The organism is Pectobacterium colocasium, from assembly GCF_020181655.1.
Classification (GTDB): domain Bacteria; phylum Pseudomonadota; class Gammaproteobacteria; order Enterobacterales; family Enterobacteriaceae; genus Pectobacterium; species Pectobacterium colocasium.
Window position 1 is genome coordinate 3,928,067 of sequence record NZ_CP084032.1, and the last position, 21,111, is coordinate 3,949,177.

At 51.6% G+C, this 21,111-nt stretch carries 18 protein-coding genes and 3 pseudogenes; 13 read left to right on the top strand and 8 right to left on the bottom strand.

The window, feature by feature from the left end:
* Positions 1–148: 148 nt before the first annotated feature.
* From dusA to pspG, 3 genes are all read left to right on the top strand, one after another.
* Positions 149–1,171, top strand: coding sequence for a tRNA dihydrouridine(20/20a) synthase DusA (dusA, locus tag LCF41_RS17805; RefSeq protein ID WP_225085710.1), 1,023 nt, complete (start codon positions 149–151; stop codon positions 1,169–1,171).
* Between the two features lie 313 nt (positions 1,172–1,484).
* A complete protein-coding gene (locus LCF41_RS17810) occupies positions 1,485–2,507 on the top strand; it encodes an IS110 family RNA-guided transposase (protein WP_225085711.1) in 1,023 nt (340 codons plus the stop codon).
* 278 nt (positions 2,508–2,785) lie between these two features.
* Complete coding sequence (gene pspG, locus LCF41_RS17815) at positions 2,786–3,058, top strand: envelope stress response protein PspG (protein ID WP_225085712.1); 273 nt, start codon at positions 2,786–2,788, stop codon at positions 3,056–3,058.
* 396 nt (positions 3,059–3,454) lie between these two features.
* Here the strand turns inward: pspG and LCF41_RS17820 are convergent, their stop codons facing one another.
* Positions 3,455–4,438: a quinone oxidoreductase gene (locus LCF41_RS17820; RefSeq protein WP_225085713.1), complete on the bottom strand. Its 984-nt coding sequence runs from the start codon at positions 4,436–4,438 to the stop codon at positions 3,455–3,457.
* Positions 4,439–4,566: 128 nt separating this feature from the next.
* On the opposite strand from LCF41_RS17820, the gene dnaB reads away from it, so the two are divergent.
* The 3 genes from dnaB to LCF41_RS17835 are packed head-to-tail and all read left to right on the top strand — an operon-like array spanning position 4,567 to position 7,728.
* Positions 4,567–5,973 carry a replicative DNA helicase gene (gene dnaB, locus LCF41_RS17825; RefSeq protein WP_010279223.1) on the top strand — a complete coding sequence of 469 codons (1,407 nt, stop codon included), beginning with the start codon at positions 4,567–4,569 and terminating at the stop codon, positions 5,971–5,973.
* Positions 5,974–6,014: 41 nt separating this feature from the next.
* Positions 6,015–7,097 carry an alanine racemase gene (alr, locus tag LCF41_RS17830; RefSeq protein ID WP_225085714.1) on the top strand — a complete coding sequence of 361 codons (1,083 nt, stop codon included), beginning with the start codon at positions 6,015–6,017 and terminating at the stop codon, positions 7,095–7,097.
* The gene (locus LCF41_RS17835) at positions 7,090–7,728 is read left to right on the top strand and encodes a Rossmann-fold NAD(P)-binding domain-containing protein (protein ID WP_225085715.1); all 639 of its coding nucleotides are present in this window, start codon (positions 7,090–7,092) and stop codon (positions 7,726–7,728) included. Before alr ends, LCF41_RS17835 begins: the two co-directional genes overlap by 8 nt.
* 52 nt (positions 7,729–7,780) lie before the next feature.
* On the opposite strand, the gene LCF41_RS17840 is transcribed toward LCF41_RS17835, so the two are convergent.
* Positions 7,781–9,163: an amino acid permease gene (locus LCF41_RS17840; protein WP_225085716.1), complete on the bottom strand. Its 1,383-nt coding sequence runs from the start codon at positions 9,161–9,163 to the stop codon at positions 7,781–7,783.
* A gap of 364 nt (positions 9,164–9,527) precedes the next feature.
* Between LCF41_RS17840 and LCF41_RS17845 the strand changes: the two genes are divergently transcribed.
* The 5 genes and pseudogenes from LCF41_RS17845 to tssD all read left to right on the top strand — a co-directional run.
* Entirely contained in the window at positions 9,528–10,007 is a 480-nt protein-coding gene (locus LCF41_RS17845) for an Lrp/AsnC family transcriptional regulator (protein WP_180741597.1), read from the top strand.
* Positions 10,008–10,257: 250 nt separating this feature from the next.
* Positions 10,258–10,872 carry a YitT family protein gene (locus LCF41_RS17850; RefSeq protein ID WP_225085717.1) on the top strand — a complete coding sequence of 205 codons (615 nt, stop codon included), beginning with the start codon at positions 10,258–10,260 and terminating at the stop codon, positions 10,870–10,872.
* A 64-nt stretch (positions 10,873–10,936) separates the two neighbouring features.
* Positions 10,937–12,130 (top strand): amino acid aminotransferase, encoded by a 1,194-nt coding sequence (locus tag LCF41_RS17855; RefSeq protein WP_225085718.1) that lies wholly within the window; start codon positions 10,937–10,939, stop codon positions 12,128–12,130.
* A gap of 83 nt (positions 12,131–12,213) precedes the next feature.
* The gene (locus LCF41_RS17860) at positions 12,214–12,711 is read left to right on the top strand and encodes a M48 family metallopeptidase (RefSeq protein WP_225085719.1); all 498 of its coding nucleotides are present in this window, start codon (positions 12,214–12,216) and stop codon (positions 12,709–12,711) included.
* Between the two features lie 454 nt (positions 12,712–13,165).
* A pseudogene (gene tssD, locus LCF41_RS17865) lies at positions 13,166–13,390 on the top strand (type VI secretion system tube protein TssD); the annotation flags it as partial.
* Between the two features lie 64 nt (positions 13,391–13,454).
* On the opposite strand, the pseudogene LCF41_RS17870 reads toward tssD, so the two are convergent.
* The 6 genes and pseudogenes from LCF41_RS17870 to uvrA form a co-directional block, all read right to left on the bottom strand.
* Positions 13,455–13,861: pseudogene (locus LCF41_RS17870) on the bottom strand (DUF1240 domain-containing protein).
* A pseudogene (locus tag LCF41_RS17875) lies at positions 13,854–14,710 on the bottom strand (hypothetical protein). Before LCF41_RS17875 ends, LCF41_RS17870 begins: the two co-directional pseudogenes overlap by 8 nt.
* A 472-nt stretch (positions 14,711–15,182) precedes the next feature.
* Complete coding sequence (locus LCF41_RS17880) at positions 15,183–15,584, bottom strand: type II toxin-antitoxin system VapC family toxin (RefSeq protein WP_431191567.1); 402 nt, start codon at positions 15,582–15,584, stop codon at positions 15,183–15,185.
* 11 nt (positions 15,585–15,595) lie between these two features.
* Positions 15,596–15,823: a type II toxin-antitoxin system VapB family antitoxin gene (vapB, locus tag LCF41_RS17885; RefSeq protein ID WP_225085721.1), complete on the bottom strand. Its 228-nt coding sequence runs from the start codon at positions 15,821–15,823 to the stop codon at positions 15,596–15,598.
* A 262-nt stretch (positions 15,824–16,085) separates the two neighbouring features.
* Positions 16,086–16,505: a secondary thiamine-phosphate synthase enzyme YjbQ gene (locus LCF41_RS17890; protein WP_225085722.1), complete on the bottom strand. Its 420-nt coding sequence runs from the start codon at positions 16,503–16,505 to the stop codon at positions 16,086–16,088.
* Between the two features lie 16 nt (positions 16,506–16,521).
* On the bottom strand, positions 16,522–19,356 hold the full coding sequence (gene uvrA / locus LCF41_RS17895) for an excinuclease ABC subunit UvrA (protein WP_225085723.1): 2,835 nt from the start codon (positions 19,354–19,356) through the stop codon (positions 16,522–16,524).
* A gap of 244 nt (positions 19,357–19,600) precedes the next feature.
* On the opposite strand from uvrA, the gene ssb1 reads away from it, so the two are divergent.
* Positions 19,601–20,140: a single-stranded DNA-binding protein SSB1 gene (ssb1, locus tag LCF41_RS17900; RefSeq protein WP_225085724.1), complete on the top strand. Its 540-nt coding sequence runs from the start codon at positions 19,601–19,603 to the stop codon at positions 20,138–20,140.
* Positions 20,141–20,749: 609 nt separating this feature from the next.
* A complete protein-coding gene (locus tag LCF41_RS17905) occupies positions 20,750–21,031 on the top strand; it encodes a hypothetical protein (protein WP_225085725.1) in 282 nt (93 codons plus the stop codon).
* The last annotated feature ends 80 nt before the right edge of the window (positions 21,032–21,111 follow it).

Below are 21,111 nucleotides of genomic sequence, written 5' to 3' on the forward strand. Positions count from 1 at the left end.
TGGTCAGACGGGTATAATGAACGAAAGGATCCCACTAACCCAAAGTAAGATAACACTCAGTCACGATGCGCTCCCTATGCTATAGTCGCGCCAGAAAAGGTAACCTCAGACAACACCGCCAGACACACGAAACGATAACTGACAAATCATGACCGACGTAAAATCAGGTACACACCATACGGTATCAGCCGACTCCCGCGCTTCTCGCCTTAACCGCTTCTCCATCGCGCCGATGCTCGACTGGACCGATCGCCATTGTCGTTACTTTCTGCGCCAGTTGACTAGCCAAACATTGATGTATACTGAAATGGTCACGACGGGCGCGATTCTGCATGGCAAAGGCGACTACCTGGCCTACAGCGAGGAAGAACATCCGATAGCGCTACAACTCGGCGGCAGCGATCCGCAAGCACTGGCGCAATGTGCCAAACTGGCAGAGCAGCGCGGCTATGATGAAGTTAACCTGAACGTCGGCTGTCCGTCCGATCGCGTACAGAATGGCCGTTTCGGTGCCTGCCTGATGGGTGAAGCCGCGCTGGTGGCAGACTGCATCAAGGCAATGAAAGACAGCACCTCCATTCCGATTACGGTGAAAACCCGCATCGGGATTGACGATCAAGACAGCTACGAGTTCCTGTGCGAGTTTATTCAAACCGTCGCCGAACGCGGTGAGTGCGATACCTTTATCGTCCACGCACGCAAAGCCTGGCTATCAGGCCTTAGCCCGAAAGAAAATCGTGAAATTCCGCCGCTGGATTATCCGCGCGTTTACCAGCTCAAACGCGATTTCCCCGCGCTCACCCTCGCTATCAACGGCGGCGTCAAAACGCTGGAAGAAGCCAAAACGCATTTGCAGCATCTGGACGGGGTGATGATGGGGCGTGAGGCCTACCAGAATCCCGGTATTCTGGCGCAGGTTGACCAAGAACTGTTTGGCATTGATGCCGCCACGCCGGATCTGGCTGGCGTGGTACGTGCCATGTACCCTTATATCGAACGCGAACTCTCAGGTGGTGCAGCATTAGGCCACATCACGCGTCACATGCTCGGCATGTTTCAGGGCATCCCCGGCGCGCGCCAGTGGCGACGCTACCTGAGTGAAAACGCCCACAAACCCGGTGCCGATGCGGCGGTGGTAGAGCGTGCGCTGGCGCTGGTTAATCTGGTTTAAAAAACACTAATAGTTAGTCTTTTTCATCAACATTCGTTCCTTTCTCTTCCCAGCGCCGCTGATAAATCAATCACTTAACAGCGGCACATCTTGGCATAATTCTTGTAATTGCTTGTGTAGCACGCAGAGCTATCTTTTTCTCTTCCCTGCGTCAGATGCGGTTTAACAGCTACAGGAGAATGAGATGAACGCATCCCAACTATTTGACGAGTAGCACAGAGGCTGAAAGACGGGGTGTGGAGCCTCGCAGATTTCCGGCATCATCGTGCCTATAACGGGATACTCATCGTTCCCCTGACTGGAGACTCCACACATGAATAACTATACCCCTGTTGGCGTTGATATCGCAAAACACCTGATTCAGGTTCACTTCATCGACAAACATCGCGGCGAAGTGGTGGATAAACAGCTGCGACGTCAGGATGTTCTGACCTTCTTCAGCAACCGTGAACCCTGCCTGATTGGTATGGAAGCCTGTGGCGGCTCTCAGCACTGGGCCCGGGAGTTGAAGAAACTTGGTCATCAGGTTCGCCTGCTTCAGGCGAAATTCGTCAAAGCCTTCCTGATGGGCAACAAGAACGATGTCATGGACTCCCGCGCCATATGGATGGCGGTCCAGCAACCGGGACGGGGGATTGCCGTAAAGAGCGAAGAGCAGCAGGCCGTTCTGGCACTGCATCGCATGCGCCGCCAGTGGGTGAAGTTCCGCACCGCGCAGACCAATGCCCTGCATGGCTTACTGCTCGAATTTGGTGAAACAGTACGCAAAGGACGTACCGCGCTGGACAAGGCTCTGCCCGTGGCGCTGGAGAGGCTGAAAAACCGCCTGCCGCTGTTCCTCATCGCCCAGATTGAAGAGCAGCACCGTCGCTTGAGTGAGCTGGATGCTCAGATTAACGGCATTGAGCAACAACTGACGGCGCTGGCGAAACAGAACGAGACCTGCCGACGGCTGATGGCTATACCCGGCGTAGGGCCACTGATAGCCACGGCGGCGGTGGCTACGATGGGCGAGGCTCATGCGTTCCGGTCGGGACGGGAGTTCGCGGCCTATGTCGGACTCGTCCCAAAACAGACCGGCACTGGCGGCAAGGTTCGCCTGCTGGGGATAAGCAAACGCGGTGACACCTACCTGCGTACGCTGTTTATCCATGGAGCGAGGGCAGCGAGCCTGTTGGCGAAAGAGCCGGGACCGTGGATAACGGAGTTAAAGAAACGGCGGCCGACCAGTGTGGCGATAGTCGCGATGGCCAACAAACTGGCGCGCACGGTGTGGGCGGTGGCGGCGCACGAACGGGAGTACCGGAAAGATTACGTCAGCATCAGGCCGTATTAACAGCGGATGCTGAAAACCATTAACCCTTAACAAAAGGATGAATGCGGAAAGGTTGCGAGGGCAGCCAGCGTGATGACGACGACAGGTAAGACCGGGACTTGCTAAACCTGAATGGTGTGTCGGGCATAAAGCCCGCCAGGAGAATAAGGAGCAAGTCGGCGAATCTCATCGAGGCCCGCAGCACAGGCTGCAATAAGGCCGGATATAGAGCTGCGACCTATCCGTCAACGTCAACACAACGGAAGCCTTGCAAACGGGATGCGTTCATATAGCGCACCATGTTGGAAATTTTCTTCGTTATTGGCTTTTTTATCATGCTGATGTTGACGGGCGTGTCACTGCTGGGCGTGATTGCAGCACTGTTTGTGGCGTCCCTTTTTATGCTGATTGGCGGGCTGTTTAGTATGGCGATAAAGGTGCTGCCGTGGTTAATTTTAGCCGTTGTGGCGGTGTGGCTGTGGCGCAAATTCAGCGGGCGTCCCGTCTACAATTCGCACCGCTATACCTATCGAAAATACACTTATCGCCAACGCAACGGGAATGAGTGGTAATGCCAGAAAGGGAAAAATCTGGGTTACGCGAAAATGAGTTACGCGCAAAAATGACGGGCAAGACCGTATTTAACAGCGACTTATTTTAGTGCGGCCTGTTTTAATACGGCCTGTTTAGTACAAAAGTGTGCGCCAGCAGATATTTTTTCCCTGATGTGGCTGCTAGGATGACGCCACAGTTTTACGCCTGAGTGTCGTTTAAAAGGTGAAATTAAGCTGGGTAAATAAAATAGGGTGGCAAAAAGCCACACGATTTCATCGTCGTCAGGGCAATAATAGCCGCGCAGCGGCACCTTCGTGACGATCACTACGCTGTACCCTACATACAGTTTGATGAAATTAGCGTAATGGCACAGGCCTCCCGATGGGAGGCCCTCTGCTTTTCAGAAGCGGACATTAGGGAATCAGCAGGCATGACCCTTGTGTGCCACGACTTTCCAGCGCCCGATGCGCCGCTTGCGCCTCCGACAGTGCAAATTTCTGGCTCTGTGGCACGTCCACCGTAATCGCTCCGCTGGCGATCAGTGAAAAAAGTTCATTGCTGGCCTGTTCCAGTTCGGCACGGTTGGTGACGTAACCAAACAGCGACGGACGTGTGACGTACAGCGACCCCTTCTGGTTCAGAATCCCCAGATTAACGCCGGTGACCGGCCCAGACGCATTACCGAAGCTAACCATTAATCCGCGGCGACGCAGGCTATCGAGCGAGGCTTCCCAGGTGTCTTTCCCGACCGAGTCATACACGACGTTCACCTTCTGCCCTTCGGTCAGATCCGCAACGCGCTGTGCGATATTCTCGGTGCGGTAATTGATGGTTGCCCAGGCACCCGCCTGCTTTGCCCGCTCCGCTTTCTCATCGGAACCCACTGTCCCGATCAGCTTCACCCCTAGCGCCTTCGCCCACTGGCAGGCGATCAGCCCAACGCCACCCGCCGCCGCATGGAACAGGAAGACTTCATTAGGCTTGATCTCGTACGTCTGGCGCAGCAGGTAGTAAACCGTCAGCCCTTTCAGGAAAGAGGCCGCCGCCTGCTCAAAGCTGATGGCGTCCGGCAGCAGCGCAACTTTCTCCGCGACCACGTTATGTACCTCGCTATACGCGCCCAGCCCGGATAGCGCATACACGACGCGATCGCCGACTTTCAGCACGCTCACCCCTGCCCCGACTTTCGTCACGACGCCCGCCGCTTCGGTTCCCAGCCCGGACGGTAAATCCGGCACCGGATACAGACCGCTGCGAATATAGGTATCGATAAAATTAATGCCAATGGCGCGGTTCTCAACCTGAACCTCTCCCGCTGCGGGTTCGGCAGGCGTGAAATCCACATATTGCAGAACCTCTGGGCCACCATAAGCCCGGAACTGAACGCGTGTTGCCATGTTATCTCCTTAATCGTGACAGGTTCATCGTTTCATCATTATAGGTATCCGATTGTGTTATTTCGGACGTGTGGCATATACAATGCCCCCTAATCCAATGGCAAATCAACCGGTAAAGAACCCGTTTCATGGCAGAGAAAAGACCCACCAATAAATCGAATGAACCCCGTGACCGCCAGATGGAAGGTCTGAAACTTCCGCCACATTCGCTGGAAGCGGAGCAATCGGTATTGGGTGGCCTGATGCTCGACAATGAACGCTGGGACAATGTCGCCGAACGTGTTGTCGCGAACGACTTCTATAACCGCGCTCATCGTCTGATTTTCACTGAGATGCAGCGCCTGCTCGAAATGAGCAAACCGATCGACCTGATTACGCTGTCCGAATCGCTTGAGCTGCAAGGTTCACTGGAATCCGCCGGTGGCTTCGCCTATCTGGCCGAGTTGGCAAAAAATACTCCGAGCGCTGCTAACATCGGCGCCTATGCCGACATCGTACGCGAGCGCGCTGTAGTGCGTGAAATGATCTCCGTCGCCAATGAGATCGCCGATGCGGGTTACGATCCACAAGGTCGCAGCAGTGAAGATCTGCTCGATCTGGCGGAATCCCGCGTCTTCCAGATTGCCGAAAACCGCGCCAGCAAAGATGAAGGCCCGAAGAGCATTGACCGTATTCTGGAAGATACCGTTTCCCGAATCGAACAGTTGTATCAGCGCCCGCACGACGGCGTAACCGGCGTGTCTACTGGCTATCAGGATCTGGATAAAAAGACCGCAGGTTTACAGAAATCTGACCTGATCATCGTCGCCGCGCGCCCCTCGATGGGGAAAACCACCTTCGCGATGAACCTGTGTGAAAACGCCGCGATGATGCAGGACAAACCCGTGCTGATCTTCAGTCTGGAGATGCCCGGCGAACAGATCATGATGCGTATGCTAGCGTCGCTGTCCCGCGTGGATCAGACCCGCATTCGTACCGGTCAGTTGGACGATGAAGACTGGGCGCGTATTTCCAGCACCATGGGGATCCTGCTGGAAAAACGCAACATGTACATCGATGACTCCTCCGGCCTGACGCCAACCGAAGTGCGTTCCCGCGCCCGCCGCGTGTTCCGTGAACATGACGGCCTGAGCCTGATCATGATCGACTACCTGCAATTGATGCGCGTGCCGTCGTTGTCCGACAACCGTACGCTGGAAATTGCGGAAATCTCCCGCTCGCTCAAAGCGCTGGCAAAAGAATTGCAGGTTCCGGTTGTCGCCCTGTCGCAGCTTAACCGTAGTCTGGAACAGCGCGCCGATAAGCGCCCGGTTAACTCGGATCTGCGTGAATCCGGCTCTATCGAGCAGGATGCCGACCTGATTATGTTTATCTATCGTGATGAGGTTTATCACGAAAACAGCGATCTGAAAGGCATCGCTGAAATCATTCTGGGGAAACAGCGTAACGGTCCGATTGGTTCCGTGCGTTTGACCTTTAACGGGCAGTGGTCGCGCTTTGATAACTATGCCGGCCCACAATATGACGATGAATAACGCAGCGCTCAGCAATGACAACACTGCACTAAGGAACAAGAATGAAAACGGCAACAGCCGTCATTAACCGGCGTGCTTTGCGCCACAACCTGCAACGTATCCGCCAGCTCGCGCCTGGCAGCCAGGTCGTTGCCATCGTGAAAGCCAACGCCTACGGCCACGGCATGATCGAAGCGGCCCATACCTTTTGCGACGCGGACTGCTACGGCGTCGCACGCCTCTCCGAAGCGCTGGCACTGCGCGCCGCGGGCATCACCAAGCCTATCGTCCTGCTGGAAGGCTTCTTCTCCGCTGACGACCTTCCGCTTCTGGTCGAGCACCAGCTAGAAACCGCCGTTCACAGCCCCGAACAGCTTGCCGCGCTGGAGCAGGCCACGCTGCCGCAACCGCTACGCGTGTGGATGAAGCTCGATACCGGCATGCACCGGCTTGGCGTTCTGCCGGAACACGCCGACGCGTTTTGGCAGCGCCTAAGCACATGTCGCAATGTGGTTCAGCCCGTCAATATCATGAGTCACTTTAGCCGCGCCGATGAGCCCGAAGCCGGCACCACCGAACGCCAGTTAGCGTGCTTCGATGCCTTTACACAGGATAAGCCCGGCGCGCAGTCCATCGCGGCTTCCGGCGGCATTCTGCTGTGGCCTCAGTCGCACCGCGATCGCGTTCGCCCCGGCATCATTCTCTATGGCGTGTCGCCGCTGGATAACGAAGACGCCGCACATTTCGGCTTCCAGCCTGCGATGACCTTTACGTCTCAGCTGATCGCCGTGCGTGAACACCACGCGGGTGAAGCGGTCGGTTACGGCGGCACCTGGACCAGCCCGCGCAATACCCGCCTGGGTGTGGTCGCCGTCGGCTACGGCGATGGCTACCCGCGCTGCGCGCCAGCAGGCACCCCCGTACTCATCAACGGCCGTGAAGTGCCGCTTTCGGGTCGCGTGTCGATGGATATGATCACGGTGGATTTAGGTCCCGATGCGCAGGATAAGGTCGGCGATGAGGTCATCCTTTGGGGGCCGACGCTACCGGTTGAACGCATTGCCGCGCATACCGGTGCCAGCGCCTACGAACTGATCACGCGCTTAACACAGCGCACCGTATTGGAATACGTCGACGGTGAGTAAAAACGGACTGACTGGTTTTTATCGGCAGGCTCACAGCCTGCCGGCTTTCAGAGAGGTTATCTACTATGCGGCAAGCTGGCTTGCCGTATCCGCGATTCTGGCGCTGTTTGCCTTCATTAATTTCTCAACCCTGAAACCGACGGATGTCGGTGGCACGCTGTTTGGCGGCATGTTTAGCGCGATGTTCGATCTGATTTACTGGTCTTGCGCGGCATCGGGGTTCTGCTTTCTGGCGCTCTTTCGGCTCTCGGGATGGCGTGTTGCCTGGATACTCGCAGGGCTGGTGCAAATCGGCATCAGCGCCCTGTGGCGGGTTCAATATTGGCAGGAGTATGAAAACGACAATCTGATACTTTCACCCATGCCCGGCGAACTGTATGTTTCCATGCTGGTGGGCGCAGGTATGGCCGCTATCGGCATCGTGAAATATCGGCATGCCCGGCGCAACCCGGTCGCCCCGCATCCAACCTACGCTAAAGCGGTCGCCGCGCTGATGCTCATCGCGCTGTATCTGGCGCTTCCGTTGCATCTCTACCTACGTGAACCCCTTCCCTACTGCGCCTTTAGTCCTGACGGGCAGCAGTTAAGTGTCTGTCTGGGAGAAGAGGATGAACGGATCATTGTAAAATAAGTTATGCCCAATACTGGCCGTCACGCCGGTTAATATTGGGCACCATGCACGATTAATTCACATTAGCAGTCAATGTTGCCGAATTACTCTTCTTCTTTTTCACAACGTAGCTCACGCCTAACGCCAATAGCCAAAAAGGGATCAACAACACCGAAATCTGGATACCCGGCGTCATCGCCATAATGACCAGAATCCCCGCCAGAAAAAGCAGGCAAATGACGTTCGTCACGGGGTAACCCAGACTTTTAAAGCGCGTTTCCTGCCGTGCTTGCTTTTTCGCAGCGCGGAACTTCAGGTGAGTAATGCAAATCATCGCCCAGTTGATAACCAGAGCAGATACCACCAACGCCATCAGCAGCTCAAAGGCTTTACCCGGCATCAGGTAGTTGATGAGCACACATCCTGCCGTCGCTAAAGCGGAGACGCCAAGCGCCGCCAGCGGGATACCGCGCTGATTGACCTTCAACAGCGCACGCGGAGCGTTCCCTTGCTTAGCCAACCCAAACAACATGCGACTATTGCAGTACACACAGCTGTTATAAACCGATAACGCAGCAGACAGCACCACCAGATTCAGCACGGTCGCGACAACGTTGCTATCCAAAGCATGAAAAATCATGACGAATGGGCTACCGCCTTCAACCACTTTCCCCCACGGGTACAGTGATAACAGCACCGCCAGCGCGCCAACATAAAACATAAGAATGCGGTAAATAACCTGATTCGTCGCCCGTGGAATGCTGTTTTGCGGATCGTCCGCCTCGGCCGCGGTGATCCCCACCAGTTCCAGCCCGCCGAAAGAGAACATGATCACCGCCATCGCCATCACCATGCCACTCACACCGTTCGGGAAAAAGCCGCCGTGTTGCCACAGATTCGTGACGCTAGCGTCTGGGCCACCCGCACCGCTGAACAGCAAATAGCATCCAAAAGCGATCATCCCCATGATCGCCGCCACCTTTATGATCGAAAACCAGAATTCCATTTCGCCATATACCTTAACGCTGGTCAGGTTGATCGCATTGATCAGCAAGAAGAATATTCCCGCAGAGACCCAGGTTGGTACATCCGGCCACCAATATTGGATATAAATCCCGACGGCCGTTAATTCAGCCATACTTACCAGGACATACAGCACCCAATAGTTCCAGCCGGACATAAATCCGGCAAAACTCCCCCAGTACTTATAGGCAAAGTGGCTAAATGAGCCAGCAACCGGCTCCTCTACAACCATCTCACCCAGTTGCCGCATGATAAAAAATGCAATGACGCCCGCAATCGCATAACCCAGTAGTACCGATGGCCCAGCCATTTTGATCGTCTGCGCGATCCCTAAAAATAGCCCGGTTCCGACTGCGCCCCCCAGTGCTATCAGTTGAATATGACGATTCTTCAGACCTCTTTTCAACTGCCCTTCTGCCTGTTCTGTATCCATGATTTTCCCCGTCAGCAATAAAATTCGAACCGAGAGGGTTTAGCAACTATCAGGCCAGATAACCGTCCTTAGTCTGTAGACAGACTCACTATTGCTAGTAACACAATGAAAATTTTCATAATTTATTTATGACAGCAATTTCACACATCGCGCATATAACCAAAAAAACACCCACATTTAGTGCAAATAAAAGACACCAATGCACGAAATTCAATCATTCATCCCTCTTCGATGCATGAACATGACCTATCATGGTGCACACGGATGAAAAGGTGCCTTGCTACGATAAAAAACTCATAGGCAACGCGCCCTAAAAAACTGGTAGTCTGTTTGGCTCACTGCCTGACACTGTTTAGGGAACGCGATGTACACCATTGATGATTTCGATCTGAAAATCCTGACGCTGCTACAAACTAACGGCCGCCTGACCAATCAGGAACTCAGCGAGCTGGTCGGGCTGTCCGCCTCACAATGCTCCCGCCGCCGCATCGCACTGGAACAGGCGCAGTTGATTCTCGGCTATCATGCCCGCTTGTCGCCGAACGCGGTCGGACTGGAGTGTCTGGGATTAATTGAAGTGCGGTTGATCAACCACACCAGCGAATACGTTGAGCGCTTTCACCAAATGCTGGGAGAGGTGGACGCCATTATCGACGCGTATAAAACTACGGGCGATGCCGATTATCTGTTAAAAGTCGCCGTGGCGGATCTGCCTGGGCTCAGCACGCTGATTAGCCAGATTCTGTCGCAGAACAAGAGCGTCGCGCACCTGAAAACCTCTGTGGTATTAAACCGCCTCAAAGAGAACGGTTTGATGATGCCGGAACTGCCTGCGTTGCCCTGAATTAGGGCAACCGCCTCTATTTGGTGCAAAAAATGAATGATTCACGCAAAAAATTCAAATTAAATGCACGAATCAACCAAATAAAGAATAAATTCCGCATGAATCGCGCATTAATTTCATTCATATAATTCAATACGTTGCTCTTATCAGTGGCGATATTACATACAGAACTGCCGCTAATCTTCACTATCTGGTGCGATTCTTGCTTTGGTAAGCACATGTTTTTACGACAGTCTGTTGAGTGCTCACCATGGATAACGTTATTCCCACACAAAAAATATCACACACGTTGCTGGAAGATATTCTGGCAATACTGTTCGGCACGCTGCTGGTGTCATTTGGCGTCATTCTGCTACGTCAGGCAGGTGCACTCACTGGCGGCACCGCAGGCATGGCTTTCCTTATCCACTATCTGACCAACGTCTCCTTTGGCGTCGCCTTTTTCCTGCTGAACCTGCCTTTTTATTATCTGGCTTTACGCCGCATGGGGTGGGCATTCACGGTGAAAACCTTCTGCGCCGTCGGGCTGGTTTCTCTGTTTTCCGACCTGCACCCGATGTTCGTTCATTTCGATCAGCTCAACCCGTTCTACGCCACGCTGTTTGGCAATATCATCACCGGAATCGGCTTCGTGGTGCTGTTTCGTCATAAGGCCAGCCTCGGCGGTGTGAATATTCTGGCGCTCTATCTTCAGGACAAATACGGCCTACGGGCAGGAAAACTCCAGATGGGCGTTGACGTTGTGATTGTGCTGACTTCCCTGTTCGTGGTAAGCATACCGATGTTGATTGCTTCGATTCTGGGGGCAACCATTCTGAACCTGATTATCGCGATGAATCATCGCCCCGGCCGTTACGCGGCCTGATTGTCCCCCACCGTCGTCGGGGTTGCGGTACCCATAAAAATGACACACTCAGGAGAGCTATACTGTGTTTCAAAACGTTGATACCTATGCCGGAGATCCTATCCTGTCTCTGATGGAAAAATTCAAACAGGATCCAAGAGCAGATAAGATCAATTTGAGTATCGGGCTCTACTACAACGAGCAGAATATTATCCCGCAACTGCGCTCCGTCAGCGCGGCAGAAAGTAGCCTGAAACAGCCAGCTCAGAGCGCAAGCTCTTATCTGCCGATGGAAGGGTTACAGCCTTACCGTACTGCGATCCAACACCTGCTATTTGGCGAAAACCACGCGGCGCTGGAAGCGGGTCGCATCGCCACCATCCAAACGTTGGGCGGTTCCGGTGCGCTGAAAGTGGGTGCGGATTTCCTGAAACGTTACTTCCCGGATTCAGAAGTATGGGTCAGCGATCCAACATGGGAAAACCATATTGCGATTTTTGAGGGCGCGGGCTTTAACGTTCACACCTACCCGTATTTCGATGGCGAAAGCCTGGGCGTGAAATTTGACGCCATGCTTGCCACGCTGCAAACGCTGCCAGCGCGCAGCGTCGTACTGCTGCACCCGTGCTGCCACAACCCAACGGGGTCAGACCTCACCACCGAGCAGTGGGATCGCGTCATTGAGGTCATCATCCAGCGTGAGCTGATTCCGTTTATGGACATCGCCTATCAAGGCTTTGGCCTCGGGATCGAACAGGATGCCTATGCGATTCGCGCCGTTGCCAGCGCGGGCGTTCCGGCACTCATCGCCAACTCGTTCTCCAAAATTTTCTCACTGTATAGCGAGCGCGTCGGCGGCCTTTCCGTGGTGTGTGACGATGCCGACAGCGCACAGCGTGTGCTGGGTCAGTTAAAAGCGACCGTCCGCCGCAACTACTCTTCCCCACCGAATTTCGGCGCACAGGTCGTTTCTAAAGTTCTGAATGACGTGCAGTTGAACGCTGACTGGAAAGCAGAAGTCGAAGAGATGCGTACACGTATTCTGAGCATGCGTCAGGAACTGGTTTCAGCATTGAAAAATGCGCTGCCGAACCGCAACTTTGACTACCTGCTCACTCAGCGCGGCATGTTCAGCTATACCGGTTTCAGCCCGGAGCAGGTTGATCGTCTGCGTGAAGAATTCGGCGTCTACCTGATCGCCAGCGGCCGTATGTGTATGGCGGGACTGAACCACAGCAACGTCCAACGCGTCGCTGCGGCCTTCGCCGCGATTCAGTAAATCGTAAAATGACAACGCCACGGGGTTAACCGACTCACCGTTGTGAACTCGCTTAACTCAGTGGCTTGTGTGATAAAAATTTCATGACCCAACTACGCTACCTGAACGGTTACCCTCCGGCGATTGTTGCCCAAGTTCAAACGCTCCTCGATCAAGGCAAACTTGGCCCCTGGCTGGAAAAAAGATACCCTGACCGCCATCCGATCCAGAGTGACAAGTCGCTCTATCAGTTTGTCGCCGAGCTGAAACAGCGCTATCTGAAAAACGCCCCCGCAATATCAAAGGTACTCTACGACAACAAACAGAATCCGATAAAAGGAACGCTGGGAACCAATACGTTTGTGGCACGCGTACAGGGCGGAAAATTAAAATCCAATAACGAAATCCGAATAGCGACGCTATTTCGTGATGGGCCGGAAGATTTCCTGCGGATGATCGTGATACACGAACTCGCCCACCTCAAAGAAAAAGACCACAATAAAGCCTTCTACCAACTTTGTTGCCATATGGATCCTGATTATCACCAGTTGGAATTTGATATGCGACTCTGGCTCAACTGGCGAGAAATAAGTGCGGGTTAGAATCTACGTTCCCTGCAAAAGGGAAAACGGGTTCGCCAGAAAAATAGAGTAAATGTGATTTTATTTTAATACGTTGATTTTTATTATTTCATATCGCGTAAAAATAACGCTGAGGTGAACGAAACCGCCGGGTGAGCGGCAGGACGCCGCGAAAGTCAGCGCCGCGTCGGACAAAAACGTCAGAGACGTTTTTGAACAGCACTTGTGCTGGCCCGCAGGGCAAGCCCCATTTATGGGGTGAGTAAACGCGTCGCTGGCGGCCCGACTGCGGAGTCGATCGCCGAAGGCACCGCGAAGCGGCGGTATTTCCCGCGAGAAGCCTGGGGTCAAGGGGTGATGGCGATTGAACACCCCGTGTCGGGCGCATGCGACTCATGTTGCAAATAATCGCATTCGTCAACGCGCACGAAACCTTCGGTCTGTGGGCATAAATCACGATCTCGCTGATTTATATGTTGATGTGACATTTTATTTTTACCGCGTCAATTCCGCTGGGCAGCTAGAGCTTTATTATGAAGTCACCTTAACCGATGCAAGTATTGTCGACGTCACCTGTGTCTATCCACACGTCATCGATAACAACGACATCATGCCGTATGAAAAAGTCCAGCTAAAATATAAAACCATCTCATGGAACCACAAAATCGCAGGAACATCGGGTTATAGCATTTGGGAGTAAATGAGTCTCTAAGATTTATGACCTTTGATAACAAGCGCATCTTATCATCAGGTGTGCTTGTTATTCACCATTCATCACAAAGAGCGATATTTTTCACATATTTATTGGGAGCCATCCAAGAGTTCTTAGGACAGGTTTCATAGCCTTGGTCACTAAGATCATATGATATATACATTGATGAAAAGAAACTAACCATTGCACCAAATATAGCGATAATAGTTAATGAATTAGCTAGCTTATTATTCATCTTAGCCACTTCTCCCATTATTGCCGAATAGAATGCCAAATATGAAAAATAAAACAACAAAGGCGAACCGAATACCATTAAACCAAGTTTCCATGAAAAAATAACCACATCACTTTTTTGTAAAAAACTCAAATATCCATTGAAAGAAATCCAGCTAATAGAACATGAAAGAAAAAAATAAAAACTGCAAATGCGCCAACTAATGGTCTGTTTACCTTAACCACGGCTGTACCTCCCCCAAGCATGGAAAAATTGATCGGAATGGTATGGGGTATATTGTTTTTATGTGATTTCAAATTTTTTATTATCGTTTCACTTATTTTATATTCGTTATCTAACCAAAGTAATGCAAAACTGACACCTAATCCCAATATAAATATACCAAAAAAAATAGCAATAACACTACCTCCCGCAGCCATAAGCCCAGTAGCTGCTATTTTTGCTCTCTAGGCAACGCCAACCGACACCGCTAATTTTGCTGCATCCATCGTTAAATTAACAAAGAAATCGGTTAGTGCGTATTCGTCTTTCACCATCAACTCAATGGCTCGATAAGCGCCTGAAAATACAATACAGAACCTTGCTCCAGTCGCAATACCATTTTCAATTCCTTTTGTACCTATCCCTATGTCGAGTATTTTTTGGTTACTGACTAAATATCGGGTGGCATCTAAATATTTTCTTACTCCTGAGTATCCAGATAGTTTTATGTACTTACTGCCATTCTTCCCAACATACTCCGTTGCCTTTACACCAACCCCTTTAAACTCCATAATGATTCTGCTTACAGATACCGCTTCTGAAATATTTCCAGCAAACGATGAAGCCGGATCAGTACAGCCAAATATTGCTGTTTTCCAAGAGTCATTGGGATTTGGTGTGCATAACGTCTTTAAAAAATACGTCGCTTCCTGCACAGCCAATATGGCATGAATATTATCGTTATTTATTTCATTTAGTTGAGCATGTAATTTCTGATAATTAATATCTGCATGTTGCTTTTTAAAATCAAGATGATCCTCTAGCAGATAGTCATCATCCACAAGCGTTTTTAAAACAGGATCGTATTTCACAGTCACCTCATTCCTTTGAATTTGACTTACGTCAACGTGCTATTTCCCTGTAAGGAAACTTTAACGGAAAAATGATGATTTTTAAATGGGAATAATGCCCAACCCGCAATTTTTTCATTCCCTCAAAAAGAAACTAATTACTTAAAAACGTTACGAAAGAAGGCCATCAATATGCGTTATTTAAAGCCTAAACGGATTGAGCACTTGGCGCAGCGCTACCTCGATAATAGCCAGACAGCAGCGTTTAAGATCGTGGATAAACTGCCTGCGCGGCAGTGAACAAAAATACCGATTACAAACTGACATCGGGAAATTTCTAAGCTGCCGCATAGGCAGCTTAGAAAATTTCAATCCCAGTAGATGCGCCACTGCCACCGTTCACTGCCGTATAGGTAGCTTAGAAATCCGTATTCATTCTATAAATTGATGCTTGGAGGTTCACTGCCGCACAGGCAGATATCGCGGTCAGCAACTATTTAACCCAATCTTCCAACGTTAGCCCCTGTACTCGCTCAAACTCTCTCAGATTATTGGTAACCAATATGGCCTTAGCGCTGATGGCATGACCGGCGATGGCCGCATCATTTGGGCCAATGGGTGTACCAACCGCGGCTAACGCAATTTTGATTTTCGTCGTCGCGTCTACCGCGGCGCTATCCCAAGGTAACACCGCATCGAGCCGACGACAGAAAGCATCAACCAGTTGCATATGGCGTGGCGAAGCTTTTTTGCCAACCGCACCAAAGCGCATTTCGGCGTAAGTGATGGCAGAGACCACAATTCGATCACGTCGTAACGTGCACTGCTGCAACTTATCAATCACTGCCGCCGGGTGTTCACGCATAATAAAGGAACAGATATTGGTATCCAGCATGAACAAGCAGCTCACAGCTTGAATCTCCCCTCTTCAATCACATCCTGACGTTCTGTCATAAAGTCAGCGTCAGCGCGCTCTTCTTGCAAAAATGAATGCCAATTGGGCTTCACTGGACGCAGCATGATGGTATCCCCCTCACGCACGATCTCCAGTTCGTTGACGCCCTCAAAATCCATATCACGCGGCAAGCGAATAGCACGGTTGTTACCGTTTTTAAAAACCGAAACAATACGCATGATGCATCTCCTCTTTACAGGGAATTCAGCCAGTTACTTACCATTTAATAGTGCTGGCTAAAACATAAGCTCAGTATAGATATTAATCATGTAATTGTATATCCATAGCATATGCAAATACCCAGCATAGGCCTATCGACGAAAAATAAAATCTTTGCCAGACATTTATGACCCTTTTTTTACGTATCGTCATAACTCATTGATTTTTAATTTCTATTATCAACCATAATAAGTTCGGTATTTATCGGGATGCGTCGCTGGACTATTCCCCGTTGAGTGTGACAACCAGCGAGCGGCTGCCGCCGTGGTTGCGATGTTCACACAGGTAGATGCCTTGCCAGGTGCCGATGTTCAGGCGTCCGTTGGTAATGGGAATCATCAGGCTGTTGCCCAGCAGGCTGCCTTTCAGGTGCGCGGGCATATCGTCGCTACCTTCATACGTATGGCGGTAGTACGGTTCATCCTCCGGCACTAAGCGATTAAAGAAGCTTTCGAAATCCTGCCGTACCGTGGAGTCCGCATTCTCGTTAATCGTTAGCGCCGCCGAGGTGTGCTTGATAAACACCTGCATCAGCCCGACGTTTATCTGGCGCAGCGCCGTGACCTGCGCCAGTATCTCGTCAGTCACCAGATGGAAACCTCTGGCTTTCGGTTTCAGGCGGATATCATATTGCATCCACATCGCCATCTCCCTGCTATCAGGCTTCACGTGCCAGAATCGGTCGCAGGAAGCGTGCGGTATGAGACTTCTCGCACTCTGCCACCGTCTCCGGCGTGCCGGACACCAAAATTTCTCCACCGCCGCTGCCGCCTTCCGGCCCCAAATCGACAATCCAGTCTGCCGTCTTAATTACATCCAGATTGTGTTCAATCACCACAATGGTATTGCCCTGATCGCGCAACTGATGCAGTACAGCCAAAAGCTGCTGAATATCGGCAAAGTGCAGGCCGGTCGTGGGTTCGTCAAGAATATACAACGTCTGCCCGGTTCCGCGTTTTGACAGCTCGCGAGACAGTTTCACACGCTGCGCTTCCCCGCCGGACAGTGTGGTGGCCGACTGGCCAAGGCGAATGTAGGACAGGCCAACGTCAATCAGCGTTTGCAGCTTCCGCGCCAGTGCAGGAATGGCATCAAAGAACTCTCGCGCTTCTTCGATAGTCATATCCAGCACTTCATGAATGCCTTTGCCTTTGTACTGAATTTCCAGCGTTTCGCGGTTATAGCGCTTGCCTTTGCACTGGTCGCACGGCACATAAACATCCGGCAGGAAGTGCATTTCGACCTTAATTACGCCATCGCCCTGGCAGGCTTCACAGCGCCCACCGCGCACGTTAAAGCTGAAACGGCCAGGGTTATAGCCGCGGGTACGCGCTTCCGGCACGCCGGCAAACAGCTCACGAATTGGCGTGAAAATACCGGTATAGGTTGCCGGGTTGGAACGCGGCGTGCGGCCAATCGGGCTTTGATCGATATCGATCACCTTATCGAAATGCTCCAGCCCCTGAATCTCACGGTGAGCGGCAGGCTCTGCCAGCGTCGCGCCGTTCAACTGACGCTGCGCCAGTGGGAACAAGGTATCGTTGATCAGGGTCGATTTGCCCGATCCCGACACACCGGTGATACAAGTAAACAGCCCAACTGGCAGCGTCAGCGTGACGTCTTTCAGGTTGTTGCCTTTCGCGCCAATCAGTTTCAGCACTTTGGTCGGATCCGCAGGTACGCGCTGTTTCGGGATGTCGATCTTGCGTTTGCCGCTGAGGAACTGCCCCGTCAACGAATCCGGCACCGCCATAATCTCTTCCATCGTGCCTTCTGCAACAATCTGTCCACCGTGCACGCCTGCACCGGGACCGATATCAATCACATGGTCAGCGGCGCGAATCGCGTCTTCATCGTGTTCCACCACAATGACGGTATTGCCCAGATTACGCAGATGAATCAGGGTTTCCAGCAAGCGCTCGTTGTCGCGCTGATGCAGGCCGATAGAGGGTTCATCCAGCACGTACATGACACCAACCAACCCGGCACCGATCTGACTTGCCAGACGGATACGCTGCGCCTCACCGCCGGACAGCGTTTCCGCCGAGCGGGAAAGCGACAAATAGTTCAGCCCAACGTTCACCAGAAACTTGAGCCGATCGCCAATCTCTTTCAGCACTTTCTCGGCGATTTGGGCACGCTGCCCGCTGAGCTTCATATTCTGGAAGAACGTCATCGCATGGCCGATGCTCATATCGGAAATCTGCGGCAGCGTCGTCTGCTCAACGAACACGTTACGCGCCTCTTCACGCAGGCGCGTCCCGCCGCAACTGGCGCAGGAACGGTTGCTGATGAATTTCGCCAGCTCTTCGCGCACCGCCGTGGATTCCGTTTCTTTATAGCGGCGCTCCATATTGTGTAGCACGCCTTCGAACGGATGGCGGCGTATCGAGGTATCACCGCGATCATTGATATATTTGAATTCGACGTTCTCTTTACCGGAGCCGTACAGAATCACTTTCTGGACTGAGGCGCTTAGGCTTTCAAACGGAGCATCGACGTCAAATTTATAGTGCTCCGCCAGTGAGCGCAGCATCTGGAAATAATAGAAGTTGCGGCGATCCCAGCCGCGGATCGCGCCGCCAGCCAGCGACAGCTCCGCGTTTTGCACCACGCGAGCCGGATCGAAGAACTGCTGTACGCCCAGACCATCACAGCTCGGGCACGCGCCCGCCGGATTGTTGAACGAGAACATGCGCGGTTCCAGCTCGTGCATGCTGTAGCCACACACCGGGCAGGCAAAGTTCGCCGAGAACAACAGTTCAGGCTGGGTAGGGTCGTCCATATCCGCCACCACCACGCTACCACCAGAGAGATCCAGCGCGGTTTCGAATGACTCTGCCAGCCGCTGCGCCAAATCGTCGCGCACTTTAAACCGATCGACGACAACTTCAATGGTGTGCTTTTTCTGTAATTCCAGCTTTGGCGGATCGGACAGATCGCACACTTCGCCGTCGATACGGGCGCGGATATAGCCCTGTGAGGCCAGGTTTTCCAGCGTTTTACTGTGTTCGCCTTTGCGATCTTTCACAATCGGCGCCAGCAGCATCAGGCGTTTGCCTTCCGGCTGCGCCAGCACGTTGTCTACCATCTGGCTGACTGTCTGCGCGTCCAACGGCACATCGTGCTCCGGACAGCGAGGCTCACCCACGCGTGCAAACAGCAGACGCAGGTAGTCATGAATTTCGGTAATCGTCCCGACCGTAGAACGCGGGTTATGCGAGGTGGATTTCTGTTCGATAGAGATGGCGGGCGACAGCCCTTCGATATGATCGACGTCCGGTTTTTCCATCAGCGACAAGAACTGACGGGCGTAAGCGGAGAGGGATTCCACATAGCGACGCTGCCCTTCGGCGTACAGCGTGTCAAACGCCAGCGATGACTTACCCGAACCCGACAAGCCGGTGATTACGATCAGCTTGTCACGGGGGATTATCAGGTTGATATTCTTGAGATTATGGGTACGAGCACCACGAACTTCGATCTTATCCATTCACACACTTCCCGGAATAAAAACGGTTTGTCATCGCCTCTCGAAGGGAGAGAACCGGTACGAAACGAGCAATTATGGCATAAAAAAAACTGAATGGATATCCAGTATTAAATCCGTTTACTTTGCAAACGCTGCAAATCTCACTTTCGTTTCTGAAGCCATTTCGCAGGTATGATACAAATGTGTATCATGATAAAATTGATCGTTTAGACTTACATAAATTGATTCATCAGGAGACACGAGCATGGCCAGCAGAGGCGTTAATAAAGTGATTCTTGTCGGGAATCTGGGTCAAGACCCGGAAGTCCGCTATATGCCGAATGGCGGTGCAGTTGCCAACATCACGCTGGCGACGTCAGAAAGCTGGCGTGACAAGCAAACCGGTGAGCAGAAAGAGAAGACTGAGTGGCACCGCGTGGTGCTGTTCGGCAAACTGGCAGAAGTGGCGGGCGAATACCTGCGTAAAGGCTCTCAGGTTTACATAGAAGGCGCACTGCAAACCCGTAAATGGGCCGATCAGGCTGGCGTAGAACGCTACACCACCGAAGTCGTCGTTAATGTCGGCGGCACCATGCAGATGTTAGGTGGACGCCAGGGCGGCGGCGCACCAGCAGGCGGTGGCAATGCAGGTGGCGGCCAAGGCGGTTGGGGTCAACCTCAGCAGCCGCAGGGTGGCAACCAGTTCAGCGGCGGCGCGCAGTCTCAGCAACGCCCAGCGCAAAATAGCACGCCAGCACAAAGCAACGAACCACCAATGGATTTCGACGACGACATTCCGTTCTAAAAAATGCCTCTTTGAGGTTGGCAATCCAGAACCATCAAACCCTGCTTCGGCAGGGTTTTTACTCACCACGGCTAAGCCAGTTTCTCCAGCCACACTGATTTTGACCACATCCCCATTAAGCATGTCATAACGATGTCATTGTTAAATTTGTCAGCCACAACGCCTGATTTATTAATCATCGCGGGTTAATAACCATTTATTTTTTGTTGCTATTCCACGCGTATTTATCATTGGATATGACGCTTAATAAAACTGCCATAAAAAATAAACCACACTCGGTGTTTTACATACCCTGCGTTATTTATGGATAACGACTAAAACCAGAACTATCAGAATAAGTTATAGAAAATAAATTATCCCTTCACTTCCCTTTGAAGGAATGGTTCAAAAACAATTACCAGACAAATAATAACTATAGAAATCAAATAAAAATCCATACATAACAATAAGATAATAAAATAACAACACGAATTATTTTTATCTCAAGGACATTGACAAAACTATTTCTTGAATATAATTTATATCTTGCACTAATTGTTATTGAAATAGCCAACAGCAATACTCCTGAAATAAAGGATCACTAGAATTATTTATTAACAAGGATTAGCTATGTCCACTACAAAATTTCAAGTTGCTAAAGTTCAATCTGGTGCAACACAGAATATCGATTTCGGAACTCGTGTACTTAACGCCTCTGTCGCGGTTCAAGCCTTTGAACTTTCGTTCGGTAGTGCTGACCACCACTTAAAAACCATCAGTGTGTCCAGTTCCATATCCAGTTTTAGCGGCAACGGTGTCACCATTTCTGCAACCTGTTATATGGAAGACAAATCCAACAATAAAGCTTATGGTAGCGTCAACGTTCTGGTTGTCGCAGAATGTGATTCATAATCTTATATTTCTCTTTTTTGATTAATTATATCGCAGGTAGCAGAAATGCTATCTGCGATTTTTAAATACCACCACCGTTC

Coding starts and splice junctions, on each gene's coding strand:
- dusA (WP_225085710.1), top strand. CDS start 149: ATGACCGACGTAAAATCAGGTACACACCATACGGTATCAGCCGACTCC.
- LCF41_RS17810 (WP_225085711.1), top strand. CDS start 1,485: ATGAATAACTATACCCCTGTTGGCGTTGATATCGCAAAACACCTGATT.
- pspG (WP_225085712.1), top strand. CDS start 2,786: ATGTTGGAAATTTTCTTCGTTATTGGCTTTTTTATCATGCTGATGTTG.
- LCF41_RS17820 (WP_225085713.1), bottom strand. CDS start 4,438: ATGGCAACACGCGTTCAGTTCCGGGCTTATGGTGGCCCAGAGGTTCTG.
- dnaB (WP_010279223.1), top strand. CDS start 4,567: ATGGCAGAGAAAAGACCCACCAATAAATCGAATGAACCCCGTGACCGC.
- alr (WP_225085714.1), top strand. CDS start 6,015: ATGAAAACGGCAACAGCCGTCATTAACCGGCGTGCTTTGCGCCACAAC.
- LCF41_RS17840 (WP_225085716.1), bottom strand. CDS start 9,163: ATGGATACAGAACAGGCAGAAGGGCAGTTGAAAAGAGGTCTGAAGAAT.
- LCF41_RS17845 (WP_180741597.1), top strand. CDS start 9,528: ATGTACACCATTGATGATTTCGATCTGAAAATCCTGACGCTGCTACAA.
- LCF41_RS17850 (WP_225085717.1), top strand. CDS start 10,258: ATGGATAACGTTATTCCCACACAAAAAATATCACACACGTTGCTGGAA.
- LCF41_RS17860 (WP_225085719.1), top strand. CDS start 12,214: ATGACCCAACTACGCTACCTGAACGGTTACCCTCCGGCGATTGTTGCC.
- LCF41_RS17880 (WP_431191567.1), bottom strand. CDS start 15,584: ATGCTGGATACCAATATCTGTTCCTTTATTATGCGTGAACACCCGGCG.
- vapB (WP_225085721.1), bottom strand. CDS start 15,823: ATGCGTATTGTTTCGGTTTTTAAAAACGGTAACAACCGTGCTATTCGC.
- LCF41_RS17890 (WP_225085722.1), bottom strand. CDS start 16,505: ATGTGGATGCAATATGATATCCGCCTGAAACCGAAAGCCAGAGGTTTC.
- uvrA (WP_225085723.1), bottom strand. CDS start 19,356: ATGGATAAGATCGAAGTTCGTGGTGCTCGTACCCATAATCTCAAGAAT.
- ssb1 (WP_225085724.1), top strand. CDS start 19,601: ATGGCCAGCAGAGGCGTTAATAAAGTGATTCTTGTCGGGAATCTGGGT.
- LCF41_RS17905 (WP_225085725.1), top strand. CDS start 20,750: ATGTCCACTACAAAATTTCAAGTTGCTAAAGTTCAATCTGGTGCAACA.